The sequence below is a fragment of the Yersinia alsatica genome, from assembly GCF_902170305.1.
In the GTDB taxonomy this organism is placed as follows: domain Bacteria; phylum Pseudomonadota; class Gammaproteobacteria; order Enterobacterales; family Enterobacteriaceae; genus Yersinia; species Yersinia alsatica.
Window position 1 is genome coordinate 318,484 of record NZ_CABHWW010000009.1, and the last position, 14,745, is coordinate 333,228.

Sequence of the window (14,745 nt, forward strand, 5' to 3'; positions counted from 1 at the left end):
AAAAAACGATGATAATCACCACCAACGATATGTTATTGATTAATTGAGTAGGTGTTTTATGCAAGTTCATCATAGATCTTTTTCTGAGCGGATTATCCATGCTGTTGGTTTTGAAGTGATTGCGGTTGCCATTTCTGCCCCTGTCGCGGCATGGCTGCTGGATCGCCCAATCCTGCAAATGGGGACATTGGCCATTATTCTTTCTTCGGTCGCGATGCTGTGGAATATTATTTACAACAGCTTATTTGATTACTTCTGGCCTGTGAGCCGCGTGGCGAAAACCGCTTGGGTGCGGGTACTTCATGCCTTGGGTTTTGAAAGTGGCTTTATCCTGATTGGTTTGCCAATCGCTGCTTTTGTGCTGGGAGTTTCGCTGTTACAGGCCTTTGTGCTGGAGATCGGTTTCTTCCTGTTCTTCCTGCCTTATACCGTCTGCTACAACTGGGCTTATGACAGTTTGCGGATGCGAATTATTCGTTCCCGTCAGCCAAACACATTGACTCCAGCAGCAGATAAAGGGCGCAGTTCGCATTAATTTGCCTGTGCTGAAACGTTTTTTTGTGATCTTTATCGCAAAGCGAAAGGGTTTACAGCATTGAGATTGTTGTTTCCCCAACCTGATTTTACAGTGGGCATAGTTGAAGTTAAGCATCCCTGTAACGGAGAAGTTTCTGATGACAAGCTATGCCCTGGTGGGTGACGTTGGCGGCACTAATGCCCGTTTGGCGCTCTGCGCTGTGACGACGGGCGAGATATCACAAGCAAAAACATATTCAGGACTGGAATATGACAGTCTGGAAGATGTGATCAAGCAATATTTGTCGGAGCATAAGGTTACAGTCACGGATGCCTGTATCGCGATTGCCTGCCCGATTACTGGGGATTGGGTGGCGATGACCAACCACACTTGGGCATTTTCTATTGCAGCAATGCAACAGAGCCTGGGGCTGAGTCATCTGGAAATTATCAATGATTTTACGGCAGTCTCAATGGCGATCCCGATGCTCTCTGAGCAAGATGTGCTGCAATTTGGCGGCACGTCGCCCCAGCCGGGTAAACCGGTTGCGGTCTATGGTGCCGGTACTGGGTTGGGAGTGGCGCATTTAGTGAATGTTGATCGCCGTTGGATAAGCTTGCCGGGCGAAGGTGGTCATGTGGATTTCGCCCCCAATAGCGAAGAAGAGGACCGAATTCTGGCTGTATTACGGCAAGAACTGGGCCATGTCTCCGCTGAGCGAGTCCTTTCCGGGCCGGGTTTAGTCAATTTATATCGGGCGATTGTGATTTCCGATGGGCGTCTGCCAGAGAATCTGGCCCCTAAAGATGTGACTGAGCGTGCTTTGGCGGATAGCTGCACTGACTGTCGCCGGGCATTATCGCTGTTCTGTGTGATTATGGGGCGCTTTGGCGGCAACCTGGCATTGAATCTCAGTACTTTTGGTGGTGTTTATATTGCTGGTGGCATCGTGCCGCGCTTTATGGAGTTTTTTAAAGCATCTGGTTTCCGTGGTGCTTTTGAAGATAAAGGGCGTTTCAAAGATTTCTTGCAGGATATCCCAGTCTATATGATTACGCATCAGCAGCCCGGCTTGCTGGGTGCTGGTGCTTATTTGCGTCAGAAGTTAGGGCATGAACTTTAGCCCTTGGAACTTGAACCTCAAGGGGTTAGCGACTCTCACTCCTTGAGCACACTCATTGGCAATGACTTTGGGTATAAGTTCTTATATTACTTGATAAAAAAAGCAGAGCCTTGGTTCTGCTTTTTTGTGCCTCTTACCAGAACTGGGAACAAGGTCGCGCTAAACCGAATAAACAGGCTATCTTACTGATTAGAATGGTACAAAAAGACCCCCATACTTTACATACTCTGGCTGAGTTGTGTTAGTTATGGGGGCGTTTCAGCTAAGGACTATTATGCATGGCTGCTGGCCGTCACGCCTGCTGGGGCAGTTGATGTCGTTTCTGTCTCGGTAGCAGCGCCTTTTGGCGGCTTAATGATGAGAGTCAATAACAGGGAAATCACTGATAACACCGCAATAACGATAAAGGTTGCGTGATAACCGCCTAAACGCGCGGCAATAAATGAACCCGCCAGTGCACCCAAACCAAAGCCTTGATAGATAATCCCGTAGTTTTTGCTGTGATTTTTCAGACCAAAGAAGTCGCCAACGATAGCCGGGAACACCGTGATGTTGCCGCCGAAACAGAAAGCAATCGCCCCAACACACAGGAAGAATAAAGCATGTGTTAGCGGCACAAAACTCAGTACCGATACTGCCAAGGTAGTGACCAGTAAGGTAAAGCTGATGACCCGCAGGCGGCCCACTTTATCGGATAAGGCACCCAAGATAATGCGCCCGGCAGTGTTAAATATGGCGATGGCCGACACGGTATTGGCTGCGGTAGCTAAGTCCATCTCTGCCAGCTGTACCCCTAAGTCTTTCACGATACCAATCAGATATAAGCCACTCATACATGCAGTGAAGAAGATGATAAACAGGAAGTAAGACTCTTTGACTGCCAGCATCTCTTTGACACTAAAATCACGTCCAGCACTTGCCAGTTGCAGGCTGTTAGCCGTTTGCGGGGCGACAATTTTTTCTCGCAGCAGGAAAGAGCCAGCGCCGACCAGCACCATCACAATAATGCCCCAGTAGAAGAAGGCCAGTGATACACCCTGATTGGCGATCAAGCTGGCATTCACATATTTGAATAGCAGGCTACCAGTACCAAATGCCCCAACAGAGATACCTGAAATCAATCCCTTACGTTCTGGGAACCATTTAATCAGATTCGACAGGGTGGTGATGTAGGCGGTGCCGTCAGCAAAACCGACCACAATGCCCGCCAGCAGATAAATCATACCCAATGACGTGGCAAAAGAGCTGGCAATCAGGCCAAGGCCGAGAATAATGCCGGAAATCAATGTCAGTTTACGAATACCAATACGTTCTTGTAGGCGGCCAGCAAACAGAGTGGCAATCGCCAAAGAGAAACTGGTGATTGAGAAGGTGGTGGCGACGGCCCCCAATGACCAACTGAATTTCTCTCCCAGAGGCTGATTAAATAAACTCCAAGTATAAATAGTGCCTAAACCCATCTGGACAATGATGGTACCAACAACAATTAGCCAACGATTTACCGGTTTACTGCTCATGCCGGACTCCTTAAACATCAATGCATGTGGCCCGAATTGAGCTATTGCGGATCTAGCTGTGGGTTGCAATAGCGTCGGTTTGCCAAAAATTACGCGCTGATGGAGCACCGAACATCTTGTCTTGAGGTGTTATCAGCCCGCCGAATGAAGCCAGTATACGGGCGGGCTAATAGCTATAGATCGAAAGGGGAATGAGCTGCATTCCAGCTGGAATGAAATGCATTTAAAGCCGCATCAATTGCCTGAACTCTTTTATCTTGCTGCGACTGACCGGGACTTCAAAGTCCAAATCACTGAGTCGCAGGATATAAGTATTGTTAAACCAGGGGACGATTTCACGAATTTTGGCTAAATTCACACAATAGGAGCGGTGGCAGCGAAAAAAGTACTCTTCAGGCAGGCGATTACAAAATTCAGTGATATTCATCGGCATGATGAACTCTTCGCGCCGGGTATAGACCAGCGTGACCTTCTCCTGCGCCGCGGCATAATAAATGTCATTGATATCAGTGACAATAATGCGCTCATCTTTCATCAGATTGATGGTATGGGCGGCAGAACGCTGGCTAGGGCTGCTGATTTGTTCTTTATTCTGGCGGTCACGTTTATGCAGTGCTTCCAGTTTTTGCAGCATCGTGACAATGCGCGACTCATGGTAAGGCTTTAAAATATAATCAAAAGCTTCAATTTCAAAGGCTTCTACCGCGTGCTCTTTGTAGGCTGTAATAAAGATAATATAAGGTTTATGAGTAAATTTGCTGATATTTTGCGCCAGCAATACACCATCAAGCGATGGAATATTAATATCGAGAAAAATAGCATCAACCTGATGATTTTGCAGATATTTAAGCACATCCAACCCATCTTCAAAAGTGGCTTCGATGGTAATACTGCTGTGCTGGCGGATCAGGTAACTTAACTCTTCTTGAGCCAGAAACTCATCTTCAACAATGATTGCTTTCATCGGTTAAACTCCGGCTGAAATACTGGGTTCTGCATGGACCTTGCCGCCATTTTTGCTGATATAAAAAGAGATCTCGGTACCCGGTTCCATACGGCGTATCTGTAAACCCTCGCCATACAATAATTTCACCCGATGATGCACATTCAGTAAACCGATTTTATTGCCCGGCATTTCGTTATTTGCCACGCGCTCAATGGTTTCCTGATTAATGCCATTGCCGGTATCTTTCACTGAAATTTTTATCTGATCACCACAGTCTTTGACGGCAATGACCACCACACCTTTACCACGGTAGGGCTGAATACCATGCACGATGGCATTTTCCACCAATGGTTGGATCAGCAAACTGGGGATCTTTAGCGAAATATCGTCATCAATATCATAAATCACCGTTAATTTACTGCCAAAACGCGCTTGCTCAATAGCGATATAGTCTTGAATTTGATGCAGTTCCTTGCGTATATCAATTTGCTCATCATTTAACTCAAGGTTGTAGCGCAGATAACGAGATAAATTGATGATCAACTGGCGCGCGGTATCTGGATTAATGCGAATCGACGAGGAAATTGCATTCAGCGCATTAAATAAAAAGTGTGGGTTTATTTTGCTTTGCAGTGCGCGCATTTCGGCTTTATTCGCCATTTCACGCAGTTGTTCAATGCGAGAAACCTCAATCTGAGTTGAGATTATCTGTGATAAACCGACGGCCATCACTTTTAATGAATAAGTAATTTTATGGGCGTGGCAATAGTAGATTTTCAATGAGCCGGTGACTTCACCTTTTTCCCATAAAGGAATAATAATAAGTGAATGAATCTGTGGCGTGCGGTGAACTTCATCATTATTACGAATGGTAATTTTACCGCGCTGAATACTTTCTTTGGTGATATCACTGATAGTTTCATGGCCGATATTATAGGTTTCTATTCCCACCCCGACATAAGCCAAAATGGTCTGGGTATCGGTGATGGCAACAGCATCGGCCTTGATATCATTGCGTATAATTTCACATACACTGCGTAAAGATTCGCCATTGATATGACGAAAATAGGGCAAGGTTTTATTGGCAATATCCAAGGCCAATTTTGCTTGCCGTGCAGCAATCACTTCTTTTTCATCCTCAACACTCTGCACCAGCAGCACAATTAAGCCGATACAGACGGCCCCTAAAATCATGGGAATCGCAATTTTAGAGACAATATCAATCCCCAGCGCGGTCGGTTTGGCCCAAATAACCACTAAGAGCATGGTCAGTGATTCGCAAATCATACCGGCCAGAATACCGATGCTCCATTGCCGCTCTTTCTTTACCTTCAGGTTGATATAACCCGACATCAAACCGGCAATAATGCTGGTAATGAGACAGGGAACTGAGGTAATACCATCAATATCAATTAAATAGCGGTGAGAACCTGCAATCAGCCCGGTAATGATCCCAACCCAGGGGCCAAATAGAATTCCGCCCGACATGACGGCAATAACCCGCACATTAACCAGAGAACCCTCAACATTAATGCCGGAATAGGTGCCAAAAATAGCAAACAACGAGAAGATCGCGGTGACTGCCGCCAGCTCCAACGGCGTGTGTTTCTCTTTTTGCAGTAACTGACGAAATAGGTGGGTGCGGGTCAGGAAGAACAGGCAAATTAACATCAGTGCGGCGCGATCAAACACCGCCAATAGCATTTCAAATATCTGGTGCACACTATTTTCTCTTGGCAACAACCGGCGATCTTAAATTAGGCATGATCGAGTGGTAGGGCGAACAAGCGGCTAATTATAAGGAGAATGGCGGCTGACTGCCATTTTATCTCAAGGAGTGAGAAAAAAGCCTGCCGGAGGCATCAGCTCCGACAGGCTATTGGGTGGGAGAAAATTACTCTGTCATACCTAATTGCTGCTTACCGATGGCGGTTAGATTCTCGGCAGTGGCTCTACCGGTGAAATCTACCTCAAAGTCATCAGCCGCAAAGTCCGGCGGCGAGCGGCCATCAATAAAACTGGCTAATTGGCGTGGTAAATAGGCGGCATTCTTTTCACACCAAGGTGCCGCGGCGATGTACATAACATTACTGTCGAACTCACCATTATGTTCGTTTTCCACTGAATGAATCACGTCACAATGCCAGAATACCGTGTCACCGGCTTCCAGATCTGGAATAGGGGAAATGGCGTCCATTAAAAGAGGATGCCACTGCTCTGAGGCAGATAACGCGCGACCCGGTGCCGCACCGCATAAGTCATCGTCAGCCACATCATCCTGCAAGGCTCGCAGCAAGATATAGGCCATGGCATTGGCAATTGGAATCACATTTAGCGTTCCGGCGTGGGTGCGCTGCGGTGTCAGCGCTGTCCAGCCCTGGAAGGCGCGGAACATGGAACAGACTGCCGGTGAAGGGAATTCCCGGACTTCAGGGCGTCCTTCGGCAGCGAACGGATCATATTTTTGCCACTCACCGGAAAATACGTGGCGATAAACATGGCGGAAATTCTCATCCAGCCAACGCTCGATTGAGCCACCGTCTACATGAGGTGATAAACCCAATGATGATGATTTTGGTGGGCGGCGACGGGTGCGGTCAGCATAAGTCACTACGCGGTTAGCATCGAAGTGCTGCTTACCATTACTTTCGGTTTGCCACAGGTTATTTAAGAATACCTGCACCGCATTCATGCGCTGATCTTGACGGGCTTCAACCTGTGGTGTTGACCAGTAAATGCCGTAAATCTGTGGTTTGCTGGCCGCCAGCGTGCCGAAATAGTTATCTTCCGCTGCATTTTTTAGCCGCTCGACGAAATTGTTACTGTCCAGATAGTGGCCAATTTCACGGTTCCACGCTGTGGCTTTTTCTTTTGGAAATACACCGAGAATGGCACAGCATCCCCGTTGTTTAATTTGTGCTTTTTGTTCATCAGTCACTTTGCCATTGATAATATCATCAGCATGAATACGTGGGACTGGATTCTCACCTTGAGCCAGACTGCGGCGGATCTCGGTGACTTGTTGGCGAATATTCTCTTCCACGGCTTGGAATACTTGCTGATAGTCAGGCAGCGCCTGACGTAATTGTTGTTTCACCGCTTTGATTGCTGCGGGAATATCGTCTATTTGTAATGAAGCCATAAGGTTGATTCTCCGATAGCTGTAGGTTGAGGGCGCGGTAATGGTTTGCACTTTGCTGACCATTTGTTTATTTTTTGTTATCTTGAAGTAAATATTATTTAAGCAAAATGGAGAAGAATAAAGGGATGAGGTTCCGGCAAAATTTCCTCTTTAAATTCTTATCTTCTTTTCATCATTAACTTATTAAAATTAAAGGAAAAACAGTGCCTGTGATTCCCATGTTTAGTCGCACGCCAGTCTCTCTGAGAACAGCACGGTTAACAATGGACAGTCTTAGTGAGCAAGACTGGCCACTGTTTTTACGCCTATACCAAGACTCGGATGTTCAGCGTTATATTTCTGATCCGATGGATATTGCCGAGATTCATGCGCGCTTTGAATCTCGCCTGATGCCATGGGAGAAGACCGCCAACCATTGGCTATGCTTGGTTATCCGCGAAAAAGAGAGCGGCGAGGCCATAGGGCTGAGCGGATTTTTAGCGGAATGGTTACCGCTACAACAAGCTGAAGTGGGTTATGCCATATTGCCGTCTTATCACGGCAAAGGTTTTGCTAAAGAATCGCTGATGGCAGTGCTGGAGTTTGGTTTTCAGCAATGTCAGTTTCATAAAATGAAAGCCACCGTCACGGTAGGGAATCATCCTTCACGGCGCGTGCTGGAGGGCTGCGGTTTTCAACTGGAAGGAACCTTGCGTGATAACTATCAGCTTGGTGGACAATGGTGTGATGACTGGGTATTAGGACTGTTAGCTGGCGAGTTTGACCCACAGCGTTGAACTCCGATGAGTAAGATATTTACTATCAGCCACTCGACAGCTATTCAGCACTGGGATATGTTCATAAACAGACCATTTACTGGTCAGCGTCGCTCGGACGGTCCGGGCGCTAACGTATCCTCGAGGAAATTATGTCTGAACAACCTGCTAAACGTCGTTTTACCCGTATTGATCGCCTTCCCCCTTATGTCTTTAATATCACCGCTGAGCTGAAAATGGCCGCGCGCCGCCGTGGTGAAGATATTATCGATTTTAGTATGGGTAATCCGGATGGACCGACACCGCCACATATTGTTGAAAAAATGTGCAGTGTCGCGCAACGTGAAGACACCCACGGCTATTCAACTTCCCGAGGGATACCGCGTCTGCGTAGGGCGATTTCTCGCTGGTACGCGGATCGCTATCAGGTGGATATTGACCCTGAAAGTGAAGCTATTGTCACTATCGGCTCGAAAGAAGGGCTGGCGCATCTGATGTTGGCAACACTGGACCACGGTGATACCGTGCTGGTGCCAAATCCTAGTTATCCTATTCATATTTATGGTGCGGTGATTGCCGGGGCGCAAGTTCGCTCTGTGCCGCTGACCGAGGGAATTGATTTCTTCGGTGAGTTGGAGCGCGCGATTCGAGAAACCATTCCTAAACCCAAAATGATGATCCTCGGTTTTCCTTCTAACCCGACGGCACAATGTGTGGAACTGGACTTTTTCGAACGGGTAGTGGCGCTGGCGAAGCAATATGATGTGCTGGTGGTGCATGATTTGGCCTACGCCGATATTGTCTACGATGGCTGGAAAGCCCCATCAATCATGCAAGTCCCCGGCGCGAAAGATATTGCCGTCGAGTTTTTCACCCTCTCTAAAAGTTACAATATGGCTGGCTGGCGTATTGGTTTTATGGTTGGTAATCCAGAATTGGTCAATGCATTGGCGCGGATTAAGAGCTATCACGATTATGGCACTTTTACCCCATTGCAGGTTGCGGCTATTGCAGCGCTGGAAGGGGATCAGCAGTGTGTGCGTGATATCGCCGAGCAGTATCGGCAGCGCCGCAATGCCTTGGTTCGTGGGCTACATGAGGCGGGCTGGATGGTCGAAAACCCGAAAGCATCAATGTATGTCTGGGCCAAAATTCCTGAGCCTTATGCACACCTTGGTTCGCTGGAATTTGCTAAGCGATTGTTATCAGAGGCGAAAGTCTGTGTTTCCCCAGGGATTGGCTTCGGGGATTATGGCGATACCCATGTCCGTTTTGCTCTGATTGAAAATCAGGACCGGATCCGCCAGGCCGTTCGTGGGATTAAAAGTATGTTCCGTGCTGATGGTTTACTGAAACCGAAACCAGCCACGGGAGAAACAGTTTAATCAATTAGCTATGCAGCGGAGCGCGCAGCCATGAGAAATCGCTATTCATTACCCCAGATAACCCTGCATTGGTTGACGTTGTTGATGGTTATTTTGACCTATGCGGCAATGTTACTTAGCGACTCAGTGCCTGATGAAGACCGGACATTGGTGAAAAACCTGCATTTTAATTTTGGTATTTCCGTCTGGTTACTGATGCTCGCACGACTCTGGTTGCGTCATCGCTATGCCACACCGGCAATCACGCCAAAATTGCCGGATTGGCAGCTATTAGGGGCGCATATTTTGCACTGGTGTCTGTATCTGATGTTCTTGTCATTACCAATACTGGGGGTTTTGGCGCAGGCTTATGGCGGGAAAACCTGGTTCCTGTTGGGTTGGCAAGTTCCACAATGGGTGACACCGAATGATGACGCGCGGGTTTGGCTAAAACAGACTCATGAGTTAATCGCCAACTTGGGCTATTTCGTGATCGGCGCTCATGCGCTGGCGGCACTCTATCATCACTATATTCGTCGTGATGATACGTTACGCAGAATGATGCCGGGAAAATGATATATAGCGAGCAATGACAAAGGGCGCAAATGCGCCCTTTGTGCTATGTCTGATGGATATTATGTTTTGTCGTAAATGGTATGGGCGAATGTTATTCGACCATCATCATGAAGGTGCCAACCCAAACCACTAACATAATTGAGATACCCATAAAGAAATATTTCATTGAACCACTCCCCCTTGGAGCTACCTCGCCAGTCTGAGTTACTCAGTCACTGTCTGCGAGTTGATGGCGCTAATGTAATCCCAATAGAGAGCGATTTTCAATACTGTATTTTTATGCATTAGATCACAATTTTGCATCTAAACAGTCAGGGATGTTAGTTAATATCTTGAAGTGTGACGCTATTAACGTTTTTTAAAATTATCGCCTAATAACAATTTGTTACTATCTTGATTTAAATTTAAGCAATGACTTTTTTCGCAATGTTATCCGCTGATTTTTCTGACCATCACCTCGGCTTCAAATCCCAGTAAATACAGGGCTTGTTCCAGCGCTTCAACCTTGGAGGCGTAATATACATCAAGCAAACGATCCATTTGCGCGGCATTCAAACCCAGTTTGCGCGCCATATCGGCTTTACGGGTGTTGGTCGCCAACATGGCATTGTGCAGTTCTGCTTTCAAACGCACCAGAATCGGGACATGAATGGCAATATCGCCGGCTTGTAAAGCCGACGGTGCAGGAACTGGGCGGCGCTCTTCCATCTCTGCTGCGATACCATTCTTAATGCCATCTTGTGCTTCTAATTCAATATCTTCCAGAGAGTAAGTCACTGATTCCAATTCAGGAAAGTCACGATACTGAATATGGTATTCGCCGCTGGCTTCATCAAACGTATAACTGGCTGGGTAATGGAACAAAGTGGTCACTCCTGTGGGGGACAAAGTACGCAAGATACCGGCATTGTACTGGTATCAGCGAGTCGGGGTTACCTATTTAGTGTATTCATTCATCAGGAGGGGATTGCCAGAGGGATTATGAGATTAACTGCATTTCCAACGCCATTGCCGGGCATCTGGAGACACATTCGCCGCAACCGTCACACTGCGCGTCAACTAATGTGGGGGGCTGGCGGGGTTGCCAGAGCAGCGCTTGTTTTTCACAAAAGTCGGCGCAGCTATTGCAGTAGATATAGGTATTCTGACAGGGGTTTTTTAGCATGGGATGAGAGACAGTAGAGTGCGGAGCAGGCGGTGAATCACCGGTTGCTCCTTTTAATAAGCCACGAAATAGCCCGCGACGGCTGATAACCCGGCTCTCCATAAAGGCTTTGTAGTAGCGCTCGTCTCTATTCATCTATTTTTCTTGGTCACCGGTACAGCTCATAAGGTTGAGGAAATAAACCTAGCTCGGCTTGCAGTGTTTTCAGATAACACTCGGTAATTTCTGCCAATAGTGGATAAAACGGATACTCAACCTGTGCATTTTTAACCAACTCAAGGTAGCGATAGGCCCAAGGTAATAAATGCTCGGTGAGTAGCACTATTTCTGCGCCATCTTGTTGATTATTATTTGATTGCTGGCTACTAACCGGCTGCTGCTCAATCAAATAGACCCAAGCCAAGAGCATTAGGCCAAATTGGTCTTCAGGTTCGTGGATAGTGCTCTGATTTGCCAACCCCAATGTGGCGAGAAATTCACGATATTGTAGTGTGCTGGCCCCCATCAGGATATTTTCTTTATCCAGATAAACCGATCCCCAGGGTGGCGCGGGCATTTCGCCTTGCCCCTCAAACAGCACCGAAAAATCATATTCCAGTTGCTCTGGAGAGATAGCGGGCATCTGTTGGCAATAATGTGCAATTTTGGCCGGATTTGGCCAGGGGAAGATATCAGCCATCTGCGGCAGTAAAGGCCAGAGGCGCTGTACCGTAGCGGATTGTGGTGGGTAGTAAAAACAGGCGCCCAGAATTCGCGGCAAGGTCGTGTCTAGTAACGTCAAAATGTCCTCTCTTCAGGCCCGGTTAATTTAGTCTTGATGAGCCGCAAACTACGGCGGCTCATCGGTTAATCACATCAACAGGCTAAATTACATTGCCACTTGCCAGAGATTATAGAAAGCAATACGCCCGGCTAATTCACCGATGACCAGTCCTGACGCGCTAACCGCCAACGTGGCGCGAGGAATTCTGTCTTTCAGTAAGGCGGCGGCGGCGACAAAGATACCTAAGGTCAGCAGCAGAATCTGAATCCCCCAAAATAGCGTCTGCTGGCTGCTCAGTTCTATTGAGCTTTGCCCAAGGAAGCTGAGGTAGCCCGGTTTATTTACCAGCGTTATGATAGCGCCGATTAGTAGTGCCGAAGCCCCGAGTTGACGTGCGCCGGTGAGAATGGCAAAAGCACCGCCACCCACCAATACGGTCATCCACAGTTGCAAAGCGGTATAGGACGTATCCCAGTTAGGTACGGTATCCAGTTGATAGACTTGAGTAATTGACCAGGCGAAGGCCAGCCCGAAGATCACTGTTGCCACATTACACAGGGCGGCCAGCACGGTATTTTTCACCATCATTGAGAAAAAAACTGTGCCACAAGCCATGGCCACAAACAGGCTGCTGAGCAGAATTTCATTGCTCATGGGCGAGCGGCCAACACCGAGCAGCATATTCATTGCCCGCAGAGGTTGCCCAACATGCAAAGTGCCGATGATTAAGCCGACCAACATCAGAATCAAGCCGACAATATTGGCTTGTTTGAGTTGCAGTGCGGTGGTCAGGCCGAGTTTGTTACTCAACCACACTAAAGCAAACAACCCGACGGCGGTCTGCCCCAGAACGGTGAAAAACACCAAGGGTAATTCATGCATTTTATACCTCCGCCGGATTCTGAATACTGCCAGATGTATCGCCCGATGGTCTGGCATCTCGATGGCCTCGGATCACCAGATTAGGCTGTGTGAGATGCGCGAGCGGTAAGGGTGCAATCGCATTTTCTTCACCGTATTTTTCTCTTAGCAGCGTAATGTCATCGAAATCTAATGCACGTTGTGGGCAGGACTCGACGCACACTGGCTTATGGCCTTCAGCAACACGTTGATAGCAACCATCGCATTTGGTCATCAGCTTCTTTTTGGCATCAAATTGCGGCGCGCCATAGGGGCAGCGCATTTCGCAGTAGCGGCAACCAACACAGAGATCCTGATTGACCACCACCAAGCCGTCTTCTTCACGTTTGTGCATGGCGCCGGTAGGGCAGCCGGTGACACAAGTGGGAGACGAACAGTGGTTACAAGCAATGGACAGATAGTAATTAAACACATTCTGTACCCATAGATTGCCTTGCTGAGTCCAGCTGCCGCCGCCGTATTCATATACCCGGCGCAGTTTTGGCCCTAGCTCCAGGTTCTTCTCATCTTTGCAGCTGATTTGGCAGGTTTTGCATCCCGTGCACTTGGTGGAGTCGACAAAAAAACCATATTGCTTCATTTTTCAACTCCTTATGCGCGTTTAACTTCAACGAGGTTAGTATGCTGTGGGTTGCCTTTCGCCAGTGGTGATGGGCGCAGTGTCGTTAACGTATTAATGCAACCACCCACATCGATGCCCTCCCTGTTGAGATTGCGCCATGCCCCTTGCGGCACCGTAATCACCCCCGGCAATACACGTTCGGTGATTTTGACTGCAATCAGGATGCGGCCCCGGTCATTAAAAATTTCGACCATATCGCCTTGTTGCAAGCCGCGAGCTTTGGCGTCAATCGGGTTCATCCAGAACTGGTGTGGCACAGCTTCACGCAACATTGCCACGTTGTAATAAGATGAGTGGGTATGGCCTTTGATATGAAAACCAGTCATTTGCAGTGGGTAGGTTCTCAGGGTGTCAACATCACTGACCCCTTCAAATGTCGGGCAATATTCCGCGACGGCAGTAATGCGGTCTCCCGGTGCCAGTTGCCACTCTTTCTCCAATGTAGCGAGTGCTTCGGAGTAGATCTCAATTTTGCCAGAAGGTGTTTTTAGCGGGTTATTCAGCGGGTCGTCGCGAAACTCTTTTAAGGCGATATATTGACTGCTGTCGGCAAAGATTCGGTCAATAATACCTTTGTCGTTGGTTTGCTCGAAAGGCGGCAGTGCCGGGTTCTTCTCACGCATTTTGTTATAGCTGATTTCAATCCACTCTTGTTGGCTGTGGCCTTCGGTAAAGGCTTCGCCAATCCCACATTTTGCGGCAATCTCGGCTAAAACATCATAAGAAGGGCGGCATTCCCACATGGGTTCAACCGCATTTTGTAGCCGCGTGACATAGTGATAAGCCCCGCTGGCATAAGAGTTATCAATCAAGTCATTTGATTCGACCCACGTGACGTCCGGTAAGAGCAAATCAGCATATTTGGCTGAGTTAGTCATGTGGTTTTCCCACACCAAAATAAACTCGCATAGCGACTCATCCTGTAAAATCTGGTGAGTTTTATTTAGGTCGGAATGCTGATTGCCAATAACGTTGCTGGCGTAGTTCCACATAAACTTAATATTGGTATCAAGTTTATCTTTATTCTTCACGTGAGCATTTTGGGCTGTCATCTCGGTGCCACGGAAAATGGCATCTGTCCACATAAAGCAAGGGATGGCTGTTTTTACCGGATTGGCAATACTAAATCCCGGCACGGGATATTTCACGTTGCCGCCCCAAGCGCCGGTATTCGTTCCGGCTCGACCGATATTTCCAGTCATTAGGGGGAGCATCATAATAGAACGTGCAGCCTGCTCACCATTGGCACTACGCTGAATGATCCGCACCGCTAATACAGGACACGCTACTAAGCAACACTCTTTAGTTCATAGTTTTCTGGACTGATATAGCCC

The 14,745-nt window shown here is 47.7% G+C and carries 15 protein-coding genes and 2 pseudogenes; 6 read left to right on the plus strand and 11 right to left on the minus strand.

The genetic code is table 11. From position 1 onward, the window contains the following. The first annotated feature begins 58 nt into the window (after positions 1-58). The 3 genes and pseudogenes from FTA96_RS06220 to FTA96_RS23450 form a co-directional block, all read left to right on the plus strand. Entirely contained in the window at positions 59-535 is a 477-nt protein-coding gene (locus FTA96_RS06220) for a multidrug/biocide efflux PACE transporter (protein ID WP_050120740.1), read from the plus strand. 139 nt (positions 536-674) lie between these two features. Next, positions 675-1,640 carry a glucokinase gene (gene glk / locus FTA96_RS06225; protein ID WP_050109408.1) on the plus strand — a complete coding sequence of 322 codons (966 nt, stop codon included), beginning with the start codon at positions 675-677 and terminating at the stop codon, positions 1,638-1,640. 131 nt (positions 1,641-1,771) lie between these two features. After that, positions 1,772-1,885 (plus strand): annotated as a pseudogene (locus tag FTA96_RS23450) (helix-turn-helix domain-containing protein); the annotation flags it as partial. Positions 1,886-1,912: 27 nt separating this feature from the next. On the opposite strand, the gene FTA96_RS06235 reads toward FTA96_RS23450, so the two are convergent. The 4 genes from FTA96_RS06235 to FTA96_RS06250 form a co-directional block, all read right to left on the minus strand. Next, positions 1,913-3,157 carry an L-lactate MFS transporter gene (locus FTA96_RS06235; protein ID WP_050120743.1) on the minus strand — a complete coding sequence of 415 codons (1,245 nt, stop codon included), beginning with the start codon at positions 3,155-3,157 and terminating at the stop codon, positions 1,913-1,915. Positions 3,158-3,380: 223 nt separating this feature from the next. Continuing rightward, positions 3,381-4,121 carry a LytR/AlgR family response regulator transcription factor gene (locus tag FTA96_RS06240; protein ID WP_050109411.1) on the minus strand — a complete coding sequence of 247 codons (741 nt, stop codon included), beginning with the start codon at positions 4,119-4,121 and terminating at the stop codon, positions 3,381-3,383. Between the two features lie 3 nt (positions 4,122-4,124). Next, on the minus strand, positions 4,125-5,825 hold the full coding sequence (locus FTA96_RS06245) for a sensor histidine kinase (protein WP_050145497.1): 1,701 nt from the start codon (positions 5,823-5,825) through the stop codon (positions 4,125-4,127). Between the two features lie 172 nt (positions 5,826-5,997). Continuing rightward, positions 5,998-7,245 carry a DUF1479 domain-containing protein gene (locus FTA96_RS06250; protein WP_145573368.1) on the minus strand — a complete coding sequence of 416 codons (1,248 nt, stop codon included), beginning with the start codon at positions 7,243-7,245 and terminating at the stop codon, positions 5,998-6,000. Between the two features lie 263 nt (positions 7,246-7,508). Here FTA96_RS06250 and FTA96_RS06255 point away from each other — a divergent pair, with 263 nt between their 5' ends. From FTA96_RS06255 to FTA96_RS06265, 3 genes are all read left to right on the plus strand, one after another. Continuing rightward, positions 7,509-8,021 (plus strand): GNAT family N-acetyltransferase, encoded by a 513-nt coding sequence (locus FTA96_RS06255; protein ID WP_050109415.1) that lies wholly within the window; start codon positions 7,509-7,511, stop codon positions 8,019-8,021. A 131-nt stretch (positions 8,022-8,152) separates the two neighbouring features. Next, complete coding sequence (gene alaC / locus FTA96_RS06260) at positions 8,153-9,385, plus strand: alanine transaminase (RefSeq protein WP_050120747.1); 1,233 nt, start codon at positions 8,153-8,155, stop codon at positions 9,383-9,385. Positions 9,386-9,415: 30 nt separating this feature from the next. Further along, complete coding sequence (locus tag FTA96_RS06265) at positions 9,416-9,940, plus strand: cytochrome b (protein ID WP_050120748.1); 525 nt, start codon at positions 9,416-9,418, stop codon at positions 9,938-9,940. A 91-nt stretch (positions 9,941-10,031) separates the two neighbouring features. On the opposite strand, the gene ypdK is transcribed toward FTA96_RS06265, so the two are convergent. The 7 genes and pseudogenes from ypdK to FTA96_RS06300 all read right to left on the minus strand — a co-directional run. Continuing rightward, positions 10,032-10,106, minus strand: coding sequence for a membrane protein YpdK (gene ypdK, locus FTA96_RS06270; RefSeq protein WP_098057507.1), 75 nt, complete (start codon positions 10,104-10,106; stop codon positions 10,032-10,034). Between the two features lie 263 nt (positions 10,107-10,369). After that, on the minus strand, positions 10,370-10,804 hold the full coding sequence (locus tag FTA96_RS06275) for a type II toxin-antitoxin system HicB family antitoxin (RefSeq protein ID WP_050145495.1): 435 nt from the start codon (positions 10,802-10,804) through the stop codon (positions 10,370-10,372). 115 nt (positions 10,805-10,919) lie between these two features. Beyond that, complete coding sequence (locus tag FTA96_RS06280; RefSeq protein WP_050109421.1) at positions 10,920-11,240, minus strand: 4Fe-4S binding protein; 321 nt, start codon at positions 11,238-11,240, stop codon at positions 10,920-10,922. Positions 11,241-11,253: 13 nt separating this feature from the next. Then, the gene (locus tag FTA96_RS06285) at positions 11,254-11,886 is read right to left on the minus strand and encodes a TorD/DmsD family molecular chaperone (protein WP_134957435.1); all 633 of its coding nucleotides are present in this window, start codon (positions 11,884-11,886) and stop codon (positions 11,254-11,256) included. Between the two features lie 87 nt (positions 11,887-11,973). Further along, on the minus strand, positions 11,974-12,750 hold the full coding sequence (locus FTA96_RS06290; RefSeq protein WP_050109424.1) for a dimethyl sulfoxide reductase anchor subunit family protein: 777 nt from the start codon (positions 12,748-12,750) through the stop codon (positions 11,974-11,976). 1 nt (position 12,751) lies between these two features. Next, positions 12,752-13,369 carry a DMSO/selenate family reductase complex B subunit gene (locus FTA96_RS06295; protein ID WP_050120751.1) on the minus strand — a complete coding sequence of 206 codons (618 nt, stop codon included), beginning with the start codon at positions 13,367-13,369 and terminating at the stop codon, positions 12,752-12,754. An 11-nt stretch (positions 13,370-13,380) separates the two neighbouring features. Further along, a pseudogene (locus FTA96_RS06300) lies at positions 13,381-14,670 on the minus strand (molybdopterin dinucleotide binding domain-containing protein); the annotation flags it as partial. Positions 14,671-14,745: the final 75 nt, after the last annotated feature.

Excerpts from the sequence above, each read along its gene's own strand:
- FTA96_RS06295 (WP_050120751.1), bottom strand. The coding sequence starts at position 13,369 with ATGAAGCAATATGGTTTTTTTGTCGACTCCACCAAGTGCACGGGATGC.
- glk (WP_050109408.1), top strand. The coding sequence starts at position 675 with ATGACAAGCTATGCCCTGGTGGGTGACGTTGGCGGCACTAATGCCCGT.
- FTA96_RS06240 (WP_050109411.1), bottom strand. The coding sequence starts at position 4,121 with ATGAAAGCAATCATTGTTGAAGATGAGTTTCTGGCTCAAGAAGAGTTA.
- FTA96_RS06220 (WP_050120740.1), top strand. The coding sequence starts at position 59 with ATGCAAGTTCATCATAGATCTTTTTCTGAGCGGATTATCCATGCTGTT.
- FTA96_RS06235 (WP_050120743.1), bottom strand. The coding sequence starts at position 3,157 with ATGAGCAGTAAACCGGTAAATCGTTGGCTAATTGTTGTTGGTACCATC.
- FTA96_RS06255 (WP_050109415.1), top strand. The coding sequence starts at position 7,509 with ATGGACAGTCTTAGTGAGCAAGACTGGCCACTGTTTTTACGCCTATAC.
- FTA96_RS06290 (WP_050109424.1), bottom strand. The coding sequence starts at position 12,750 with ATGCATGAATTACCCTTGGTGTTTTTCACCGTTCTGGGGCAGACCGCC.
- alaC (WP_050120747.1), top strand. The coding sequence starts at position 8,153 with ATGTCTGAACAACCTGCTAAACGTCGTTTTACCCGTATTGATCGCCTT.
- FTA96_RS06280 (WP_050109421.1), bottom strand. The coding sequence starts at position 11,240 with ATGAATAGAGACGAGCGCTACTACAAAGCCTTTATGGAGAGCCGGGTT.
- FTA96_RS06265 (WP_050120748.1), top strand. The coding sequence starts at position 9,416 with ATGAGAAATCGCTATTCATTACCCCAGATAACCCTGCATTGGTTGACG.
- FTA96_RS06250 (WP_145573368.1), bottom strand. The coding sequence starts at position 7,245 with ATGGCTTCATTACAAATAGACGATATTCCCGCAGCAATCAAAGCGGTG.